Source organism: Bradyrhizobium iriomotense, from assembly GCF_018129405.1.
In the GTDB taxonomy this organism is placed as follows: domain Bacteria; phylum Pseudomonadota; class Alphaproteobacteria; order Rhizobiales; family Xanthobacteraceae; genus Bradyrhizobium; species Bradyrhizobium iriomotense_B.
In genome coordinates, this window is sequence record NZ_JAFCLP010000034.1 from 22457 (window position 1) to 39208 (window position 16752).

A 16752-nucleotide genomic window follows, 5' to 3' on the forward strand; every position below is an offset into this window, starting at 1 on the left:
GCCCTCAGGCTTTGACCAGGTCTCCCAGCAGGTTCGCCGCCACCATCAGCTTCGCGAGCGTCAGGCCGCCGGCGGCAATCTCCTCGACCGTACGGCGGATGCGCGTCGCCTCGGGATGAGCTGCAAGCCAGGTCTCCGCAGCCTGCTGGCCGGATTGGCCGATCGTCAGCATGTCTGCGGCCAGGCGTCTTTCGGCCGCCGCGATCAGGTCGACGGCGCGGTCGATGGCGAGGCGCTCGAAATGATCGCTGGCCGGCACGCTGCGCGCGGCGGCGGTGATGCGGTCGAGACGGAAACTGGCCTCGGCGGCAAAGAACGTCGCGGCGGCATCACCGATGCTGCGGCTGGTGCGCTCGGCGACCGTCACGATATCAGGCGCCGAGACCAGGGCGTCGAGGTCGGCCAGGTCGCCGGCGAGCCCGGTCGGGACGCCGGCATCGATCAGGTCCTGCCGGCGCTTGCTGCGCGCGGCCTGCAAGTCCGGTGGCAGGGCGTTGTCGAGTGAGGCCGCGACCTCACGGACGGCAGGGCCAAACCGGGCGATGACCGCGCTCAAGCCATCCCCGAAATCGACATTGCGCACATACCAGACCATGCGGGAGAGCAGGAGATCCTGAATCGCCGCGTAAAGGCCGAGCTGCAACTGTCCGTCGATGAGGGTGTCGAGCGCGTCGATCCCGTCATTGAGCCGCCTGAGCTCGTAGATCGCGTCCACCGCCACCTGGGCCATGACGATGGTCGAGATATCGGCGTCGGTCTCGTCGGTCAGGCGCACGATGCAGGCCGGGCCCCCGCGGTTGATCACGGCATTGACGAGACTGGTTGCGATGATCTCGCGTCGGAGTCGATGGAGCTCGACCGCGGCCGGGAATTTGTCGAAAACCTCGCGCGGAAAATACAGGGACAGTCTGCGGGCGAGATAAGGATCGTCAGGCACGCCGGTTTCGAGCAGGTCACTGTAGAGCGTCAGCTTGGCGTAGGCGAGCAGCACGGCAAGCTCGGGCCGTGTCAGGGACTGCCCGCGCCTCGTCCGTTCGGCGATCGCGGCGTCGTCAGGCAGGAATTCGACGGCGCGGCTGAGCAGGCCGCGTTGCTCGAGCGACTGCATCAGGCGCGTGAGGAAGCCGGTCTCGGCGATGCCCTTGCGTTCGGCGAGCGAGAGCGCCAGCGTCTGCAGATAGTTGTTGCGCAGCACGAGCGTGCCGACCTCGCCGGTCATCGCGGCAAGCAGCGTGTTGCGGTCGGCCGGGCTGAGGCGTCCCTCGCGCTCGGGGCGCGCCAATGCGATCTTGATGTTGACCTCGACGTCGGACGTATTCACGCCGGCCGAATTGTCGATCGCGTCGGTGTTGAGCTTGACGCCCTTCTGCGCCGCTTCGATGCGCCCGCGCTGGGTGACGCCGAGATTGGCGCCTTCGCCGATCACCCTGGCGCGAACGTCGGTCCCGGTGATGCGGATCGGATCGTTGGCGCGGTCGCCGGCCTGATCGTCGCTCTCCGCCGACGACCGGACATAGGTGCCGATGCCGCCGAACCACAACAGGTCCGCGCGCGCCTTCAGGATCGCCGTCATCACCTCGAACGGCGTGGCCTGCTCCTTGTCGAGATCGAGCAGGGTGCGCACGTCAGGCGCGAGCGGGATCGCCTTGAGCGAGCGCGAGAACACGCCGCCGCCCTGCGAGATCAGGGATTTGTTGTAGTCCTGCCAGCTCGATCGCGGCAGGTCGAACAGGCGCTTGCGCTCAGTGAAGCTGATCGCCGGGTCGGGGGAGGGATCGATGAAGATGTCGCGGTGATCGAACGCCGCAACGAGCTTCGTCGCCGGCGAGAGCAGCATGCCGTTGCCGAAAACGTCGCCGGACATGTCGCCGACGCCGACCACGGTGAAAGGCGTGGTCTGAATGTCGGAGCCGAGCTCGCGGAAGTGGCGCTTGACCGCCTCCCAGGCGCCGCGCGCCGTGATCCCCATCTTCTTGTGGTCGTAGCCCTGGCTGCCGCCGGAGGCGAAGGCATCGCCGAGCCAATGGTTCTTCTCGGCGGAGATCGCGTTGGCGACGTCGGAGAAGGTGGCGGTGCCCTTGTCGGCGGCGACGACCAGATAGGGATCGTCGCCGTCATGCCGCACGGTCAAGTCGGGCGGCACCACGATGTCGCCGTCGAGATTGTCGGTGAGTTCGAGCAGCGAGCGCACGAAGATGCGATAGGCTTCGGTGCCCTCCGCGAGCCACGCCTCGCGATCGGAGGGCGGCGGCAGGCGCTTGGGCACGAAGCCGCCCTTGGCGCCGACCGGCACGATCACGGCGTTCTTGACTTGCTGCGCTTTCACGAGGCCGAGGATCTCGGTGCGGAAATCCTGCGGCCGGTCGGACCAGCGCAAGCCGCCGCGCGCAACCTTGCCGAAGCGCAGGTGAATGCCTTCGACCCGCGGTGAATAGACGAAGATCTCGTAGAGCGGTCGGGGAGGGGGCAGATCCTCGATCTTGCGCGCGTCGAACTTGAAGGAGATCACCGGGCGCGGATGTCCGTCAGGGCCGAGCTGCCACAAATTGGTGCGGATGGTCGACTGCACCAGATTGGTGAAACGGCGCAGGATGCGGTCTTCATCGAGCGAGGCGACGGATTTGAGCTGCTCCTCGATCTCGGCAAGGAGAGTTATCTCGCGCGCCGAACGCTCGCGATCGGTCAGGACGAGGCGCGGATCGCGGCGGGCCTGGAACAGTGCGACGAGGTTGGCTGTGATCGCGGCGTTCTTGCGCAAGGTCTCCCACATGTAGTCCTGGGTGAACGGCGCGCGGATCTGATGCAAATAGCGCGACAGCGCCCGGATGGTCGAGACTTCCCGCCAGCCCAGGGCCGAGCGCAGGATCAAGGCATTGTACCCGTCGGATTCGGCGCGATCGGTGACCACCGCCATGATCGAGGCCTCCAGCCGATGGCTGAAGTCCGGGCTGATCTCGATCGGCTGGCCGTCGCTGGTCTCGATCGTCATGTCGTGCAGCCAGACCGGCTCGGGCCTGTTGCCGGGCACGATCTGATAGGTGCGTTCGTTGACCACGCGCAGGCCGTGATTTTCGATCACCGGCACGCGATAGGACAGCGACAGCGGTGCGGCGTCCGAAAACACCTTCAGGCCGAAGCGCCTGGGATCGTCCTCCTCGAAGCGGTGAACCGAAATCGTCACCGGGCGGGCCGGTGTGAGCTTCTCGATGGTGGCGATATCGGCGATCGCCTGTTCTGCCGTGGAAGCCTCGGTATAGCCGCCGCTGAAGGCCTGGGCATAGCGATTTGCGAGCATGCGCGCCCGCATGCCGTCGGTCGACGCAGTCAGCGCCGCCTTCAGCTTGTCGGCCCAGGTCGCGGCAATGGCGCTGATCCCGGCTTCCAGCACGGCGCGCTCGACCGCGGGAGTCTTACCTTCGTAGCGTCCGATGATGTAGTGGACGCGCGCCAATGCTCCTTCGGGGAAGGACACGTAGGAGGCCGACAGTGTCCCCTTGTAGCTCTGCGCCAGGAAGGCGCCGACGCGCATGCGCACGTCGGTGTCGTATTTGTCGCGCGGAATGAAGACGAGGATGGAAACGAAGCGATCGAACTTGTCGACCCGAGCCAGCGCCCGGACGCGAGGCCGCTCATAGAGGATCAGGATCTCCATGACGAAATCGAAGAGGGTATCGACGTCGACCTGGAATAGTTCGTCGCGCGGATATTCCTCGAGAATATGCTGGAGGGCCTTGCCGGAATGGCTGTTCGGGTCGAAGCCGGCGCGCTGGAGCACCCGCAATACCTTGTGGCGAACATAGGGGATCTGTCGTGCCGAGCGCGTATAGGCACCCGAGGTGAACAGGCCGACGACTCGCAATTCGCCCTCGAGCCGGCCGTCGGGCGTGTAGAGCTTGATGCCGACATAATCCATCCGGATGCGGCGATGAACGCGGCTGCTCACATTGGCCTTGATGACGATGAGCAGGGTCGGCTCGCGCATGAACTCGCGAATCTCGGGCGTCATCATCACCATTTCGCTGCCGCGGCGCAGGACCTTCACATCGGGATCGCGGAGGATGCCGAGGCCCTCGGCGGTCGTGACGTCGTCCGACGCATCGCGGCCGGGCAAGAAGCGATATTCGCGCACGCCGAGAAAGGTGAAATTGTCCGCGCACAGCCATTGCAGGAACTGGTTGGCCTCGGCGACATCGTCGATCGGCAGCGGCGGCGGATTGGACGAGAACGTCTTGACCGCGTCCTCGACGCGGTCGCGCATGGCGCGCCAGTCCGCGACGCAGGCGCGCACGTCGCTCAAGGTCCTGGTGAGGCCGGCAATCAGCCTCTCGCGGTCCGCGTCGGCGTCCAGGCGGGTGATGTGGAGGTGAATCAGGCTTTCTCGCGCGCCCTTTGCCCCTTCCGGCAGTGCCTCGCCGTAGAAGCGCAGGAGCTTGCCCTGGTCGTCGCGCTCCACCGCGATGATGGGGTGAGCGACGAGGGTGACTTCGATGCCCTGCTCGGTGAGCTCCGCCATGGTGGAGTCGAACAGGAAGGGCATGTTGTCGTTGAGGATTTCGAGCACGGAGATCTCGCGCCCGTCCGGCATCAGCGGATTGACGACGCGGATATCGGCACGCCCCGCCGTGCGCCGCTGCACATGCTCCCAGGCTTGCTCCGCGAGGAACGCAAGCGAGGAGGCATCGTGACTAGCGAGATCCTCGACATTGGTGAAGGCGAACAGAAGCTCGGCAAAGTTTTGGGGGGCCTTCCCCGGCTGCACGCTTCCTGCTGCCTCGCGGATCAGAGTTGCCCGGGCCTTGTCGTCACGCCAAGCCATAGCGTCCTCCATCTCCCGGCCGACGAGCCGCAATGACGGCCGGGCATTGTTCTTGGAGTGCGCCTCTTCGAGCGCATCTTCTTGACCGCGTTTCAATCGCCTCGGCGAAATCTTCGGTCTTGCGGCCTTCACGATACTAGCATCCCGAAGCCGCCATGGCGCGCAGAGTTATGAGGCGTGTTTAAGGCCGTAGTCGGGGGCGAGCATCGCTGCGCCGTGAGCGCTTGCAAAATCACAAGGGGTTTCAATTGTGTAGGAGCTCGTGGTGTTCTGGATGGCGCGCCATTTTCCGATTTTGCATAAGGCGATACGGCTTCTGCGCCGCCGTTCACGAGACCGCCGTCGGCTCTTCAGGCAGGGCGTCATAGGCGCCCTTGCGCAAAGAGAGGCTGTATCCAAACTCATTTTTCGCAAGTTCGGGTTGCGTTGGCAGTTGATGCAACTATCAGCCTGAAACCTTGAACACGCTCTTGTCCGTCAAGCGGCCGCCAGTGAAGAATTCGTGCCTCTGATCATGCCGCTGCCGGCGCGTGTGTTGGCGCGCCATTCATCATCAGGCAATCATGCGCTCTTCGGCCGAAACGCGACGACGGATCCGGCCGGCTCTTCCTCGCCCATCGCCGCCTCGATGGCCTTGGCAAGTGCGGCCTGGTCGAACGGCTTTGCCAGGCGCGGCAGGCTGGATCGCGTGTCGCTCGGGAGGTCCGCGTATCCCGTGCTGAGGAGGATGATCGCCTCCGGGCGCTCGGCAGCGATGGCGCCGGCAAGCTGCAGGCCGGTCATGCCGGGCATGGCATAGTCGGTCACGACCAGGTCGATGGTGCGCGTGCGGCGGAGCAAAGCCAGTGCCTCGTCGCCGGAACGCGCCTCGACCACGATGTGCCCGAGATCCTCCAGCATCGCTGCCGTGTTCTCGAGCACCAGGAGGTCGTCGTCGACGACGAGTACGGAAAGCTGCCGGCTGGGCCGGGCTACGGCTGCCGGAGCCGCCGTGCGCAGGTCCGGCACCGCGGTCTCCTCGGCGGCGATCGGCAGCCAGATGTCGGCGGTCGTGCCCTCTCCGGGACGGCTCTTCAAGACGAGCCTGCCGCCGGACTGCTCGGCAAGTCCGTGGACCATCGACAGGCCGAGCCCGGTGCCTTTACCGACGCCCTTGGTCGTGAAGAACGGCTCCTGGGCGTGCTTGAGGATCTCGTCGCTCATGCCGCAGCCCGTGTCGCTCACCGAGAGCGCGACATAGCCGCCGGACGAAAGGCCGCCTTCGCCCTGCTCCTCGCGCGCGGCGATGGTGATCTGGCCGCCGTCTGGCATCGCATCGCGCGCGTTGACCGCCAGGTTGAGGATCGCCAGTTCGAGCTGGTTCGCGTCGACCTTCACCTTCGGCAGGTGCATCGGGAACCGCGTCTCGACATCAATTCCGGCCTCGAATTTCAGCAATGACGCCATGCCGCGCACCAACTCGCTGATGTCGACGACCGCCGGCCTGAGATCCTGCTTGCGCGCGAAAGCGAGCATGCGCTGGGTCAGGGAGGCGCCGCGCACCGCGCCTTGCATCGCGTTCTCCACCAGGCGCAGGATCTTCGGATCGTCCGTCGGCAGGCGCTTCTTCAGAAGCTCGAGGCTGCCGAGAACGGCCGCGAGCAGGTTGTTGAAGTCGTGGGCCACCCCGCCGGTGAGCTGGCCGATGGTCTCCATCTTCTGCGACATCATGAGGGCTTCGCGCGCGCGATCCAGCGCTTCCTGCGCCCGTCTCCGTTCGCTGACGTCGCGCACGATCTTCGCAAAGCCGGCGATTGCGCCGCTTTCGTTCCGGACCGCGACGATCGTTGCCTCCGCCCAGAAGCGGCTGCTGTCCTTGCGCACCCGCCAGCCTTCGATGGCGGACTTCCCCTCCCGCTCGGCTTCAACGAGCGCGCGCGCGGGCGCCCCGGCCACGCAATCTTCCTCGGTGTGAAAAATGGTGTAGCTCGTCCCGACGATGTCGTCGCCATAGCCCATCAGCCGGCGCGCGCCGAGATTCCAGTTGCCCACGCGCCCGTCCGGATCGAGCATGAAGATCGCGTGGTCCGCGATACCTTCGACAAGCAGCCGGAAGCGTTCTTCGCTGCGCCTCAGTGTGGCGGCCTCGCGTTGGGCGCGCTCCGCCGATGCCCTGTCATAGACGGCAGCCGCGATGCCGATGCTCAGGATCAGGATGGTGATGCCGGCGAGCAGGAACGCGAGCGGCGCCTGGCCGACGCCGAGATGTCCTGCCGGGCGTGCCATGGCGCTCGTCGGCAGGAACATGGCGCCTTCCATCGCGGCGTAGTGCATGCCGGAGATCGCAAGGCCCATCACCAGGCCGGCGAACAGCCGCTGGACCGCGTTGGTGTTGCGAAAGGCGAGCCAGAGCGCCACGATCGAGGCGCTGATCGCGATCAGGATCGAGAGCACGACCCATCGGGGATCGTATTGGATGAGGGCCGCCATCCGCATCGCGGCCATGCCGGTATAGTGCATGCCGGAGATGCCAAGTCCCATCGCGAAGCCGGATGCGAGCAGCGCCTGCGGGCGCCGTCCGACAACGGCAAAGGCGGCCGCGGCGACGACGATCGGAATGACGAGCGAGAGCAGCGTCAGGAATGGATCGTACGAGATCTCGATTCCAGGCAGGCTGAAGGCCAGCATGCCGACGAAATGCATCGACCAGATGCCTCCGCCCATGGCGATCGCAGCGGCGACCAGCCAGGATCGGCGGGCCCTTCCCGAGGCAGCTCGCATTCGGGTCGCCAGGTCCAGAGCCGTATAGGAGGCAAGGGCCGCGATCAGAATCGACAGCGCGACCAGAACGGGATCGTGAGAAGCCGCATGATGATGCATTTCGGCCAACGCTAGCCGAAGTTGCGTTCGGGCTTACGCATGAGGTCCTCCCCCGACACCGAAATCGTCCGCGGCACCAAGATGGGCGCCGCAGGCGTCCACGACGTTCGAATCGGCTGCCATGGTGCACGCAATCCTGCGGTGCCGCCACTCTCATGGTGTCATCGCCCCGGCCCGCGGGAACCATGCCGGCAGCAGACCGGCCGCGCGGTAGCGTCGATCAAGGCGTCGTAGAGCGAGAGATCCGAGCAGCTCCGCGCAAGGAGCTGGGCGCCGGCGATGGCGGCGAAGAATGATGAGGAATTTCAATTGTGTATGAGTTCGTGTTTTTGTTCTGAGTGGCGCGCCATTTGCGGTAGTAACCATTTGCGGTAGTAACTTGCCCCATGCGTACCACCGACCGTCTGCTCTCCCGCCTCGTCCTGTTCCTCGCCATCGCAGCCGTCCCCGTGCTTCCCGTGCGCGCGGCCGAAACCTGCCCGTTCATCAGCGCCCAGCAGCTCGCCAGTGCGATGCCGGCGCTCAAATGGTCGCTGATCTCAAATCAGGACGGCCGCGGCTGCATCTACCAGGCCGGGCGCGGCGACACGATGATGTTGAGCGTGTTCCGCAATCCCGACCAGGACCGCGCCAGGGAATTGTACGCGACCTTCGTCAAGACGCTTGGCGAGCGCATGCCGCTCAACGCAGTCGCGGGGATCGGCGACGAAGGCCAGGGCGGAACGAGCGCCGCCGGCGCGGAGCGCCAGGAGGCCTCGGTCGTCGCCTTGTCCGGCGACTACATTCTGCAGATCACCGTGTATCCGACCGGCCGGCGTGCCGACGATGCGCTGCTCGGACCGCTCACCGAAGCCGCGCGCGTCGCCATCGGGAGCGTGAGCAAGAGCAGCGAGCGGTTCGGCAATTGCGAGTGGCTCACGGCCGCCGATGCCGACGGCTTTCTCGACAAGAGCACGCTGACGGTGCAACGGACCGGCGCGGGCAGCTGCATGATGTTCGATCGCGAGGCCAACACCATGACCGTCGGGGTGATCGAGATCTCGCGCAACACCGTCATCGGCATGATGAAACGCACGGGCCCGTGCCAGCACGTGGCGATACCCGAGCTCGGCAGCGAAGCGTTCGGCGAGCATTCCTGCACCAAGGGCAACGGCAACGCCGTCACCATCTATGTCTGGAAGAACGGCAGGCAGGCTTCGATCCTGTTCGCGCCGGTCAAGCCGCATTCTGAATCCGGCTCGGTCGAGCGCCTGAAGGCGGTCGCCAGGCGGGTCTATGGAAAACTGTAACGGCGCCGCGTGACATTGCCGGCCATCGCACGGTTCGGGCAAGGACGAAACCATTTGCCGGCCGGGCGAAGCCAGCCGGAAACAAACCGGGCCTAACCTCCCCGAGAGCTGCCTTGTCCAACCCGATCTAAGGGAGAGGATGTCATGAAAGCAGCACTTTTGGCGCTGTTGCTTCTTGGCCAGCCCGCGATACCGATCTCGGACCGTGTGCCCATCTTCAATGTGGAAGCTCTTTGCAGGGACGTTTCCGCTGACGACAAAGCGTCAGGGCTCGCCCTTGCGCAGGACGCTAGCGAATGCATGCGTGACGAAACAATTGCGCAGCAACAGCTAAGTTCGACTTGGCCGACCGTTCCGAATCCAGCGCGCGATAGTTGCGAAGGCGAGGCGGCGGCAGCAGGAATACAAAGTTATGTCGATCTGCTCACCTGTCTGCAGATGGCAGGCTGGGTGAACCCGGCTGCCACGCCGGCGACCCCGCTCAGGGGAGCGAGCAAGAGGCGGAACGCCAAAAACTAGTCGCGCCCATTGCTTAGCTGGATGTCGCGGCCGGACCTGACGAGGTCTCGACAGGCACGTTTCGCTACCGAGCGCGGGTCAGCTCCACGCCATCGACGACCATCTTCCATGCCCCCGCCTCCTGGTGAGGCGGCGTCGACACCTCGAATGTCGTCGACAGGAATGGAATTCCGACGACGAAATTATCGCCCTCGAATCGCCGCAGCGGCGCATTGATCGTTGTCGTGACCTCGCCGACCGCGGTGCCGTCCGTGACGCGCTTGTAGTGGACGATCCCGTCCCTGGTCAGCTCGACGTCCATCGCCGGTGCGTGCCATTCGCCGACATAGTCGGCCTTGTCCTCCGGCACCGGCTGTCCGCATGCTGCCAGCAGCGGCAGAGCCGCAACGAGAACCACCAGGGAAGTTCGCTTTCTCATATGTCGCTCGACAGCAGAGGCGCCACGGAGATGCGGCGTCCCTCTTCGTCGGCCGTCGCGTCATTCGGGTTCACGGCCCGCCAGCACCTCCTTGCATTTGGCCGCGAAGGCGTTGAGGTACGAGCCGATTTCGCTCGCCAGCGCGTCGGACCGGTCGACATTCTGCAGGCTCATGTTGAGTGCGTAGACCGGAACGCCGTCCAACACCATGGGCGTTGCGACCGCAAGAACGGCGGGCTGCCACGACACGGCACAATAGCCGTCGCGTTCGACGGCGCTGATCGATCTCCTGACGTCCGCCAGCAGCGCCTTGGTGGCAGCAGTGCTGCGCCGTTTGAACAGTTTTAGCAACCGCTCGCGCTCGGTCTCGGCAATGCCGGCGAGGTAGGCGCGACCGAGCGACGTCAGCTCCATCGGCACCTGCTGGCCGGCGACCACGTTGCGCAGCGCCGCGCGCGGGCTGTAGCGGATCGACTCCAGATAAACCATCATGGTTCGATCCGCGGTAGCTAACCCGACGTTCAGCCGGCGCTTCGCCGATTCCGCCCGCATCATCGGGCCGATCGCGTTGAGCACGGGTGATCCCGTCCGCATGGCGTGGCCGATGCTGATGACGGACGCGGCGAGGCGGTAGCTCCGCTCGGTGCGGACTTCGTCGAGCATTCCGGAATTGACCAGCGTTCGTGTCAGCCGGCTGACCGTCGATCGCGGCAAGCCGCATCGCTCCGCAATCTCGCCGTTGCCCAGCGTGTCGACACCGGGCCGGAACGCCCGGAGGATTTCGATGCCTCTTTCGAGCGACCGGTTGCCATCGACTCCGCCCGCATATCTTCGCGCCTGCGCCACATCCAGCCTCCTGGCATTTCCACTAAGTGGAATTAAGGGGATGTTCGAGAGGGCGCAAGCCGCTATAGGCACCGGGAAGAAGAATGCCAGGCCGCGCACGGCTCAATGAGGAAACGGCACGGCCTGAAACCGGCATTCGGGAGCCCGCGCGGATCGCCTCGCGGTGATCGATCCGACCCCAGCCACGGAGCTTGCCATGCCCTATCAGCTCATCGAATTTTCCGTCGAGGCCGGCATTGCGACGATCGCATTCAACCGCCCGGAACGGCGCAACGCCATGAGCGACGAGATGCGCTCCGAATTCGCAGGCGCGCTCGAAACCGTGTCCCGCGACAAAGCCATCAAGGCGCTGGTGCTGACGGGGCGCGGCAACGCCTTCTGCGCCGGCGGCGACATCAGCGGAATGAAGCGCCGGCTCGAGGCGCCGCAGGGGGAGGTCGCGTTCAACGGATGGAGCCGTCAGCAGGGCGTGCATCACGTGCAATCGCTGCTGCTGGGCTTGCCGAAGCCGACCATCGCGGCCGTCAACGGCGCCGCGGCGGGCCTCGGTGCCGACACCGCGCTCGCCTGCGACTTCGTCATGGCAACGGAACGATCGAAATTCACCTGGTCCTACGTCAAGCGCGGCTTGATCCCCGACGGCGGCGGCCTGTATTTCCTGCCGCGCCGGGTCGGGCTTCCCAGGGCAAAGGAGCTGATCTTCACCGGGCGCGTCGTCGAGGCCGACGAAGCGCTCGCGCTCGGCATCGTCGATCGCAAGGTGGCCGCGACCGAACTGCTGTCGGCCGCGCAGGCCTGGGCGGCCGAACTGGCTCAGGGGTCGCCCACCGCGCTGGCGCTGAGCAAGAAGATCCTGAACGAGACGTTCGAGCATTCCGCGCACGATATCTTCAATCTCGGCAGCCAGGCGCAGGCCATCTGCTACACCAGCGCGGAGCATCGCGACGCCGTGACGGCGTTCCTCGCGCAATCCTCGTCGAAGGATTGAGCGATGAATGCGATCGAACGCCTGATCCGGCCACGCAGCATCGCGGTCATCGGCGCATCAGCGGACCCGAGCAAGACCTCGGGGCGACCGGTCTCCTATCTCCAGAAGCACGGTTTTGCGGGTGCGATCTATCCCGTCAATCCCAAGGTCGGGGAGATCGGCGGTCTGACCTGCTACGCCGACGTCGCTTCGCTGCCTGATGTGCCCGACGTCGGCATTGTCCTGCTCGGCGCGGAACGCGCCCACGTCGCGGTGCGCGAATTGTCCGAGCGCGGCACTGCGGCGGCGATCGTTCTCGCCAGCGGCTTCACCGAAACGGGCGCGGAAGGCGTCGCGCGCCAGCAGCAGCTCATGCAGGCCGCCGGATCCATGCGCCTTCTCGGGCCGAACACGATCGGCCTCGTCAATCTCACCGACAATATCGTGCTGTCGGCATCCGGCGCGCTGGCGATGGATCATTTTCCGGCAGGCCCGATCGGGCTGGTCTCGCAAAGCGGAGGCATTCTCGGCGCCGTCTTATCGCGCGCTGCGGCGCGCGGGGTCGGGCTGTCCAAGCTGGTGTCGACCAGCAACGAAGCCGATCTCGAGCTCGCCGACTTCATCGACTTTCTCGCCGACGACAGCGCGACCACGGTCATTGCGCTCTACATCGAGGCGATCCGCAATCCTTCTCGCTTCCGCGAAGCGGCGCTCAAGGCACGACGCGCCGGCAAACCAATTGTCGCCTTCAAGATCGGGCGATCGGAGGCGGGGGCAAAGGCGGCCGTCTCGCACACGGGAGCGCTTGCGGGCTCCGACCGCATGTATGACGCCCTGTTCAGGCAGCTCGGCGTGATCCGCGCGAAAACGTTCGAAGATCTGCTCGACATTCCCGCAGCTCTTTCGGCAGACCGCAAGCTTCGCGGCAGACGCGTGGCGATCCTCACCTCGACCGGCGGCGCCGGCACGATCGTGTCCGACAGCCTGGGAATAGCAGGCTTCGCAACGCCCGCCCCCGATGCGGAGACGGCCGCGCAATTGCGCGCCTTGCAGTCGGGATCGCACGCCATGCTCGATCGCAATCCGATCGACGTGACCCTGGCCGGCTTGCGGCCGGATCTGCTGCGCGCCGCAATCCGCATCCTGCTCGCAAGTCTCTCCTACGACGCGCTGGCCGTCATTGCCGGCTCCTCAGCCGTGGGATCGCCGGCCCTGATGGCCGATGCCATCCACGACTGCCTGCCGCTCAGCGACAAGCCCGTCATCGCCTATGTGAGTCCCTACGCGCCCGAGGTGGTCTCCGTCCTCACCCGGCGCGGCGTCCCGGCCTACACGTCTGCTGAAAGCTGCGCCGCTGCGCTCGACGGGCTTTTGCAGGCCGGACTGCCGGAACAGATCCAGACATCCGGCGCGATCGGAATGGCGGTCGACATCAGCGATTTCCCGGCGGGATCGCTGGATGAGGCACAGGCCAAGGCGTTGTTCGCCCGCTTTGGTATTCCCGTCGCTGCCGAGAAGGTGGTCGCAACGCCTGAAGAAGCCGAACAGGCGGCGCGAGAGTTCGGCGGCCCCGTCGTGCTCAAGATTCTCTCGCGCGAGATCGCGCACAAGAGCGATGTCGGCGGCGTCGCAGTCAACCTGACGGCCGAGACGATTGGCGGCCGCCTGACGGAGATGGTTGACGAGGTCGCACTCAGGACCGGGAAGCGGCCGGGCCAATTCCTGGTTCAGCAGATGATTTCAGGCGGCGTCGAGATCATTCTCGGGATGCATCGCGATCCCCTGGGCGTGGCGATCCTCCTCGGAATGGGCGGCGTCGCCGCCGAACTGTTCAAGGACACGACGATGCGCCTGCTTCCGCCGGAAGGCGATCTCAGCCTGGCCGAGGCTCGCGCGATGGCGCGCGATCTCGTCACCTGGCCATTGCTGGACGGTTTCCGTGGCCGGCCGAAATGCGATGTCGAAGCGCTCGCAGCAGCGGTCGTCGCTTTCTCGCACATGGTTGCGCAGCTCGGCGACCGTCTCGTCGAGGCCGAGATCAATCCGGTCTTCGTGCTGCCGGCCGGCCAGGGCGTGAAGGCGGCAGACGGATTGGTTGTTCTCAATGTCTGAACAAGATCGGATGGAGCTCCAGATGGCCTTTGGCGAAATCATCAATCACCACAGCGCGCGCGGGAAGGGTTATGCCGTGCGGCGCTGGCTGAACCTCACCATCCTCGCCTGCGCCGTCTTGCCAGTCGTCGCGGGGCTTGGAGTAGCGCCGGCGCGGGCCGAGTATCCCGACAAGATCATCAGGATCGTGGTGCCCTTCGCGGCCGGTGGCGGGACCGATATCATCGCGCGAACGACAGCGCAGGAAATCCAGACGGACCTCGGCAAATCCGTCATCATCGAGAACAAGCCGGGCGCCGGGACCATCATCGGGACCCAGACGGTGGCGACGAGCGAGCCTGACGGCTATTCGCTGCTGATGGCGACCTTCGCGCACGCGGTCAACCCGAGCCTGTACAACAAGCTGCCGTTTGACCCGCACAAGGATTTTGCGGCGGTCTCGCTGATCGCGCGATCCTTCAATATCGTCGTCGTCAACCCCGCCTCCAAAATCAACTCGATCGCCGATTTGATCACTGAAGCCCGGGCCAATCCGGGCAAGCTCAATTTCGGGACATTCGGCACCGGCACCTCGGCCCATCTCGCCGGCGAGCTGTTCAATTCCATGGCGAAGGTCAAGATGACGGCGGTGCCCTACAAGGGCGCGGCGCCAGCGATCAGTGATCTCCTGGGCGGGCAGATCGACGTGATGTTCACCACCGTGGCCAGCGCGGCCTCGCTGGTGGGCTGCGGGTCAGCTCCGGGCGCTGGCCGTCACATCGGCCGAGCGTTCGCCAGCGTTTCCGCAATTGCCTGCTGTCGCCGAGGCCGGGGTGCCCGGCTACGCCGCCGAGTCCTGGTACGGATTGTACGCTCCGGCCAAGACGCCTGCTCCGGTGATTGCGCGCCTGAATCAGGCGGTCGCAAAGGCCGTCAAGTCCGGTGCTTTCAAGCAGCTCGAGGCCAACGAAGGCCTCATCATGGTTGGCAGCCCTCCGGAAGAGCTCGATCGCTACGTTCGGCAGGAGGAGGAACGCTGGCGCAAGCTGGTCAAGGACGCGAGCATCGAGGTGCAATAGCGGCGGGCGCGCCGCCCACGTGCAGTCATTGATCTGAAACAACGATAGCCCCCCGGCGAAAGTGCTAGGGTTGAGTCGCGGTTCACGACGCAGGGCCCCCGAGGCCTTAATCTCCGCGCGTGATGGAATCCGAGGGCTCAATGGGACGACTGCTGAATATAGTGACGCCACTGCATACCGCGACCAAGCGCGACTACATGGGTCGCATGAACGACGACAAGATCGGCTGCTCGCTGAAGGCGCGGGAATACGAGGCCGATTACTGGGATGGCGACCGCCGCTTCGGCTATGGCGGCTACCGCTTCATCGAGGGGCGCTGGGCGCCGGTCGCCAAGGCGCTGATCGAGACCTACGGCCTGAAGGACGGGTCCAGCGTGCTCGACGTCGGCTGCGGCAAGGGTTTTCTGCTGTACGAAATGCAGAAGATCCTGCCGGGCCTGAAGGTCACGGGCTTCGATATCTCAAAACACGGTCTTGCCAATTCGCACGAGCAGGTGAGGCCATATCTGTTCAACTATCGCGCCCAGGACGTCTATCCCTATGGCGACGACAGTTTCGACCTCGTCATCTCGCTCGGCACCCTGCACAATCTCAGGCTCTATGAGCTCGACGCCGCACTCAAGGAGATCGAGCGGGTCGGCAAGAACAAGTACATCATGGTCGAGGGGTACCGGAACGTCGCCGAGCTGCACAACCTCGAATGCTGGGCGCTGACGGCGGAATCCATCCTGCACACCTCGGAATGGATCTGGCTGTACGGAAAGCTCGGCTACACCGGCGATTACGAATTCATCTATTTCGAGTGACCGGGCGCGCCTCATGGATATCAAGACTGCCAAGGCTGCGATTCTGGTCGAATCGGGCAAGCCGCTGATCGTCGACGAGTTCACCCTGCCTGACACGCTCGAGCACGGCCAGGTGCTTGCGCACGTGCACACCTCGAGCATCTGCGGCGCACAGATCAACGAGATCGACGCCGTCAAGGGCGTCGACAAGTTCCTGCCGCACCTTTTGGGACACGAAGCGCTCGCGACCATCGTCGAAACCGGCCCCGGCGTCGTCTCGTGCAAGCAGGGCGACACCGTCGTCATGCACTGGCGGCCGGGCAAGGGCATCCAGTCCAACACGCCGGTCTATTCCTGGCGTGGCAAGCGCCTCAATGCGGGCTGGGTCACCACCTTCAACGAATATGCCGTGGTGTCGGAAAACCGCGTCACGCCCGTGCCATCCTCGATCGATCGCACCAGTGCGCCGCTGCTCGGCTGCGCCGTGACGACCGCGCTCGGCGTCGTCAACAACGACGCGCAGATCGCCATCGGCGAAGCCGTCGTCGTGTTCGGCGTCGGCGGTGTCGGCCTGAACATCGTGCAATTCGCCGCGATGGTCGGCGCTCACCCGGTCATTGCGATCGACCGCCTCGACAACAAGCTGGAGATGGCGAGGCAGTTCGGCGCCACCCACACCATCAACTCCGACGCGGTGGAGGATGTCGCCGCCGCGGTTCGCGCCATCACGGGGACTGATGGACCCGACAAGGTCGTCGAGACTACCGGGGTCAGGAAACTGATCGAGATCGCCTACGAGGTCACCGCCAAGAAAGGCCGCTGCATCCTCGTCGGCGTTCCCCGCGAGAAGGTCGAGATCTACACGCTGCCCCTGCACTTCGAGAAGGTGCTGAAGGGTTCCGAAGGGGGGCAATGCCAGCCGGCGCGCGATATCCCGCGTCTGGTTCGCCTCGACGAGGCCGGCAAGGTCAGTTACCGCGGCATCGTCACCCACGAGTTCGCGCTCGACGACATCAACGACGCGCTGGACCTGATGCGCAGCGGCGAATCCGGGCGGATTCTTCTGAACGTCAGCTGAGCGTT

At 65.2% G+C, this 16752-nt stretch carries 11 protein-coding genes; 7 read left to right on the forward strand and 4 right to left on the reverse strand.

The window, feature by feature from the left end; genetic code table 11:
• Nucleotides 1-4: 4 nt before the first annotated feature.
• Together JQ592_RS36820 and JQ592_RS36825 are read right to left on the reverse strand one after the other, a co-directional pair.
• Nucleotides 5-4828 (reverse strand): NAD-glutamate dehydrogenase, encoded by a 4824-nt coding sequence (locus JQ592_RS36820; RefSeq protein WP_211407622.1) that lies wholly within the window; start codon nucleotides 4826-4828, stop codon nucleotides 5-7.
• A 549-nt stretch (nucleotides 4829-5377) separates the two neighbouring features.
• On the reverse strand, nucleotides 5378-7675 hold the full coding sequence (locus tag JQ592_RS36825) for an MHYT domain-containing protein (RefSeq protein ID WP_211407600.1): 2298 nt from the start codon (nucleotides 7673-7675) through the stop codon (nucleotides 5378-5380).
• Between the two features lie 386 nt (nucleotides 7676-8061).
• On the opposite strand from JQ592_RS36825, the gene JQ592_RS36830 reads away from it, so the two are divergent.
• Together JQ592_RS36830 and JQ592_RS36835 are read left to right on the forward strand one after the other, a co-directional pair.
• Nucleotides 8062-8964: a hypothetical protein gene (locus JQ592_RS36830; protein WP_211407601.1), complete on the forward strand. Its 903-nt coding sequence runs from the start codon at nucleotides 8062-8064 to the stop codon at nucleotides 8962-8964.
• 144 nt (nucleotides 8965-9108) lie between these two features.
• Nucleotides 9109-9483: a hypothetical protein gene (locus JQ592_RS36835; protein ID WP_211407602.1), complete on the forward strand. Its 375-nt coding sequence runs from the start codon at nucleotides 9109-9111 to the stop codon at nucleotides 9481-9483.
• Between the two features lie 64 nt (nucleotides 9484-9547).
• Here JQ592_RS36835 and JQ592_RS36840 read toward each other — a convergent pair whose 3' ends face one another.
• Together JQ592_RS36840 and JQ592_RS36845 are read right to left on the reverse strand one after the other, a co-directional pair.
• On the reverse strand, nucleotides 9548-9901 hold the full coding sequence (locus JQ592_RS36840; protein WP_211407603.1) for a hypothetical protein: 354 nt from the start codon (nucleotides 9899-9901) through the stop codon (nucleotides 9548-9550).
• Between the two features lie 60 nt (nucleotides 9902-9961).
• The gene (locus JQ592_RS36845) at nucleotides 9962-10747 is read right to left on the reverse strand and encodes an IclR family transcriptional regulator (protein ID WP_211407604.1); all 786 of its coding nucleotides are present in this window, start codon (nucleotides 10745-10747) and stop codon (nucleotides 9962-9964) included.
• Between the two features lie 196 nt (nucleotides 10748-10943).
• Between JQ592_RS36845 and JQ592_RS36850 the strand changes: the two genes are divergently transcribed.
• The 5 genes from JQ592_RS36850 to JQ592_RS36870 all read left to right on the forward strand — a co-directional run bounded on the left by JQ592_RS36850 (nucleotide 10944) and on the right by JQ592_RS36870 (nucleotide 16747).
• Nucleotides 10944-11735 carry an enoyl-CoA hydratase/isomerase family protein gene (locus JQ592_RS36850; RefSeq protein WP_211407605.1) on the forward strand — a complete coding sequence of 264 codons (792 nt, stop codon included), beginning with the start codon at nucleotides 10944-10946 and terminating at the stop codon, nucleotides 11733-11735.
• A 3-nt stretch (nucleotides 11736-11738) separates the two neighbouring features.
• Nucleotides 11739-13826 carry an acetate--CoA ligase family protein gene (locus JQ592_RS36855; RefSeq protein ID WP_211407606.1) on the forward strand — a complete coding sequence of 696 codons (2088 nt, stop codon included), beginning with the start codon at nucleotides 11739-11741 and terminating at the stop codon, nucleotides 13824-13826.
• A gap of 22 nt (nucleotides 13827-13848) precedes the next feature.
• Nucleotides 13849-14916 (forward strand): tripartite tricarboxylate transporter substrate-binding protein, encoded by a 1068-nt coding sequence (locus JQ592_RS38880; RefSeq protein ID WP_433996449.1) that lies wholly within the window; start codon nucleotides 13849-13851, stop codon nucleotides 14914-14916.
• Between the two features lie 108 nt (nucleotides 14917-15024).
• Nucleotides 15025-15690 (forward strand): class I SAM-dependent methyltransferase, encoded by a 666-nt coding sequence (locus tag JQ592_RS36865; RefSeq protein ID WP_246821014.1) that lies wholly within the window; start codon nucleotides 15025-15027, stop codon nucleotides 15688-15690.
• A gap of 13 nt (nucleotides 15691-15703) precedes the next feature.
• The gene (locus tag JQ592_RS36870) at nucleotides 15704-16747 is read left to right on the forward strand and encodes a zinc-binding dehydrogenase (protein WP_211407608.1); all 1044 of its coding nucleotides are present in this window, start codon (nucleotides 15704-15706) and stop codon (nucleotides 16745-16747) included.
• Nucleotides 16748-16752 lie beyond the last annotated feature (5 nt).

Coding starts and splice junctions, on each gene's coding strand:
- JQ592_RS36820 (WP_211407622.1), bottom strand. CDS start 4,828: ATGGAGGACGCTATGGCTTGGCGTGACGACAAGGCCCGGGCAACTCTG.
- JQ592_RS36825 (WP_211407600.1), bottom strand. CDS start 7,675: ATGCATCATCATGCGGCTTCTCACGATCCCGTTCTGGTCGCGCTGTCG.
- JQ592_RS36830 (WP_211407601.1), top strand. CDS start 8,062: ATGCGTACCACCGACCGTCTGCTCTCCCGCCTCGTCCTGTTCCTCGCC.
- JQ592_RS36835 (WP_211407602.1), top strand. CDS start 9,109: ATGAAAGCAGCACTTTTGGCGCTGTTGCTTCTTGGCCAGCCCGCGATA.
- JQ592_RS36840 (WP_211407603.1), bottom strand. CDS start 9,901: ATGAGAAAGCGAACTTCCCTGGTGGTTCTCGTTGCGGCTCTGCCGCTG.
- JQ592_RS36850 (WP_211407605.1), top strand. CDS start 10,944: ATGCCCTATCAGCTCATCGAATTTTCCGTCGAGGCCGGCATTGCGACG.
- JQ592_RS36855 (WP_211407606.1), top strand. CDS start 11,739: ATGAATGCGATCGAACGCCTGATCCGGCCACGCAGCATCGCGGTCATC.
- JQ592_RS38880 (WP_433996449.1), top strand. CDS start 13,849: ATGGCCTTTGGCGAAATCATCAATCACCACAGCGCGCGCGGGAAGGGT.
- JQ592_RS36865 (WP_246821014.1), top strand. CDS start 15,025: ATGGGACGACTGCTGAATATAGTGACGCCACTGCATACCGCGACCAAG.
- JQ592_RS36870 (WP_211407608.1), top strand. CDS start 15,704: ATGGATATCAAGACTGCCAAGGCTGCGATTCTGGTCGAATCGGGCAAG.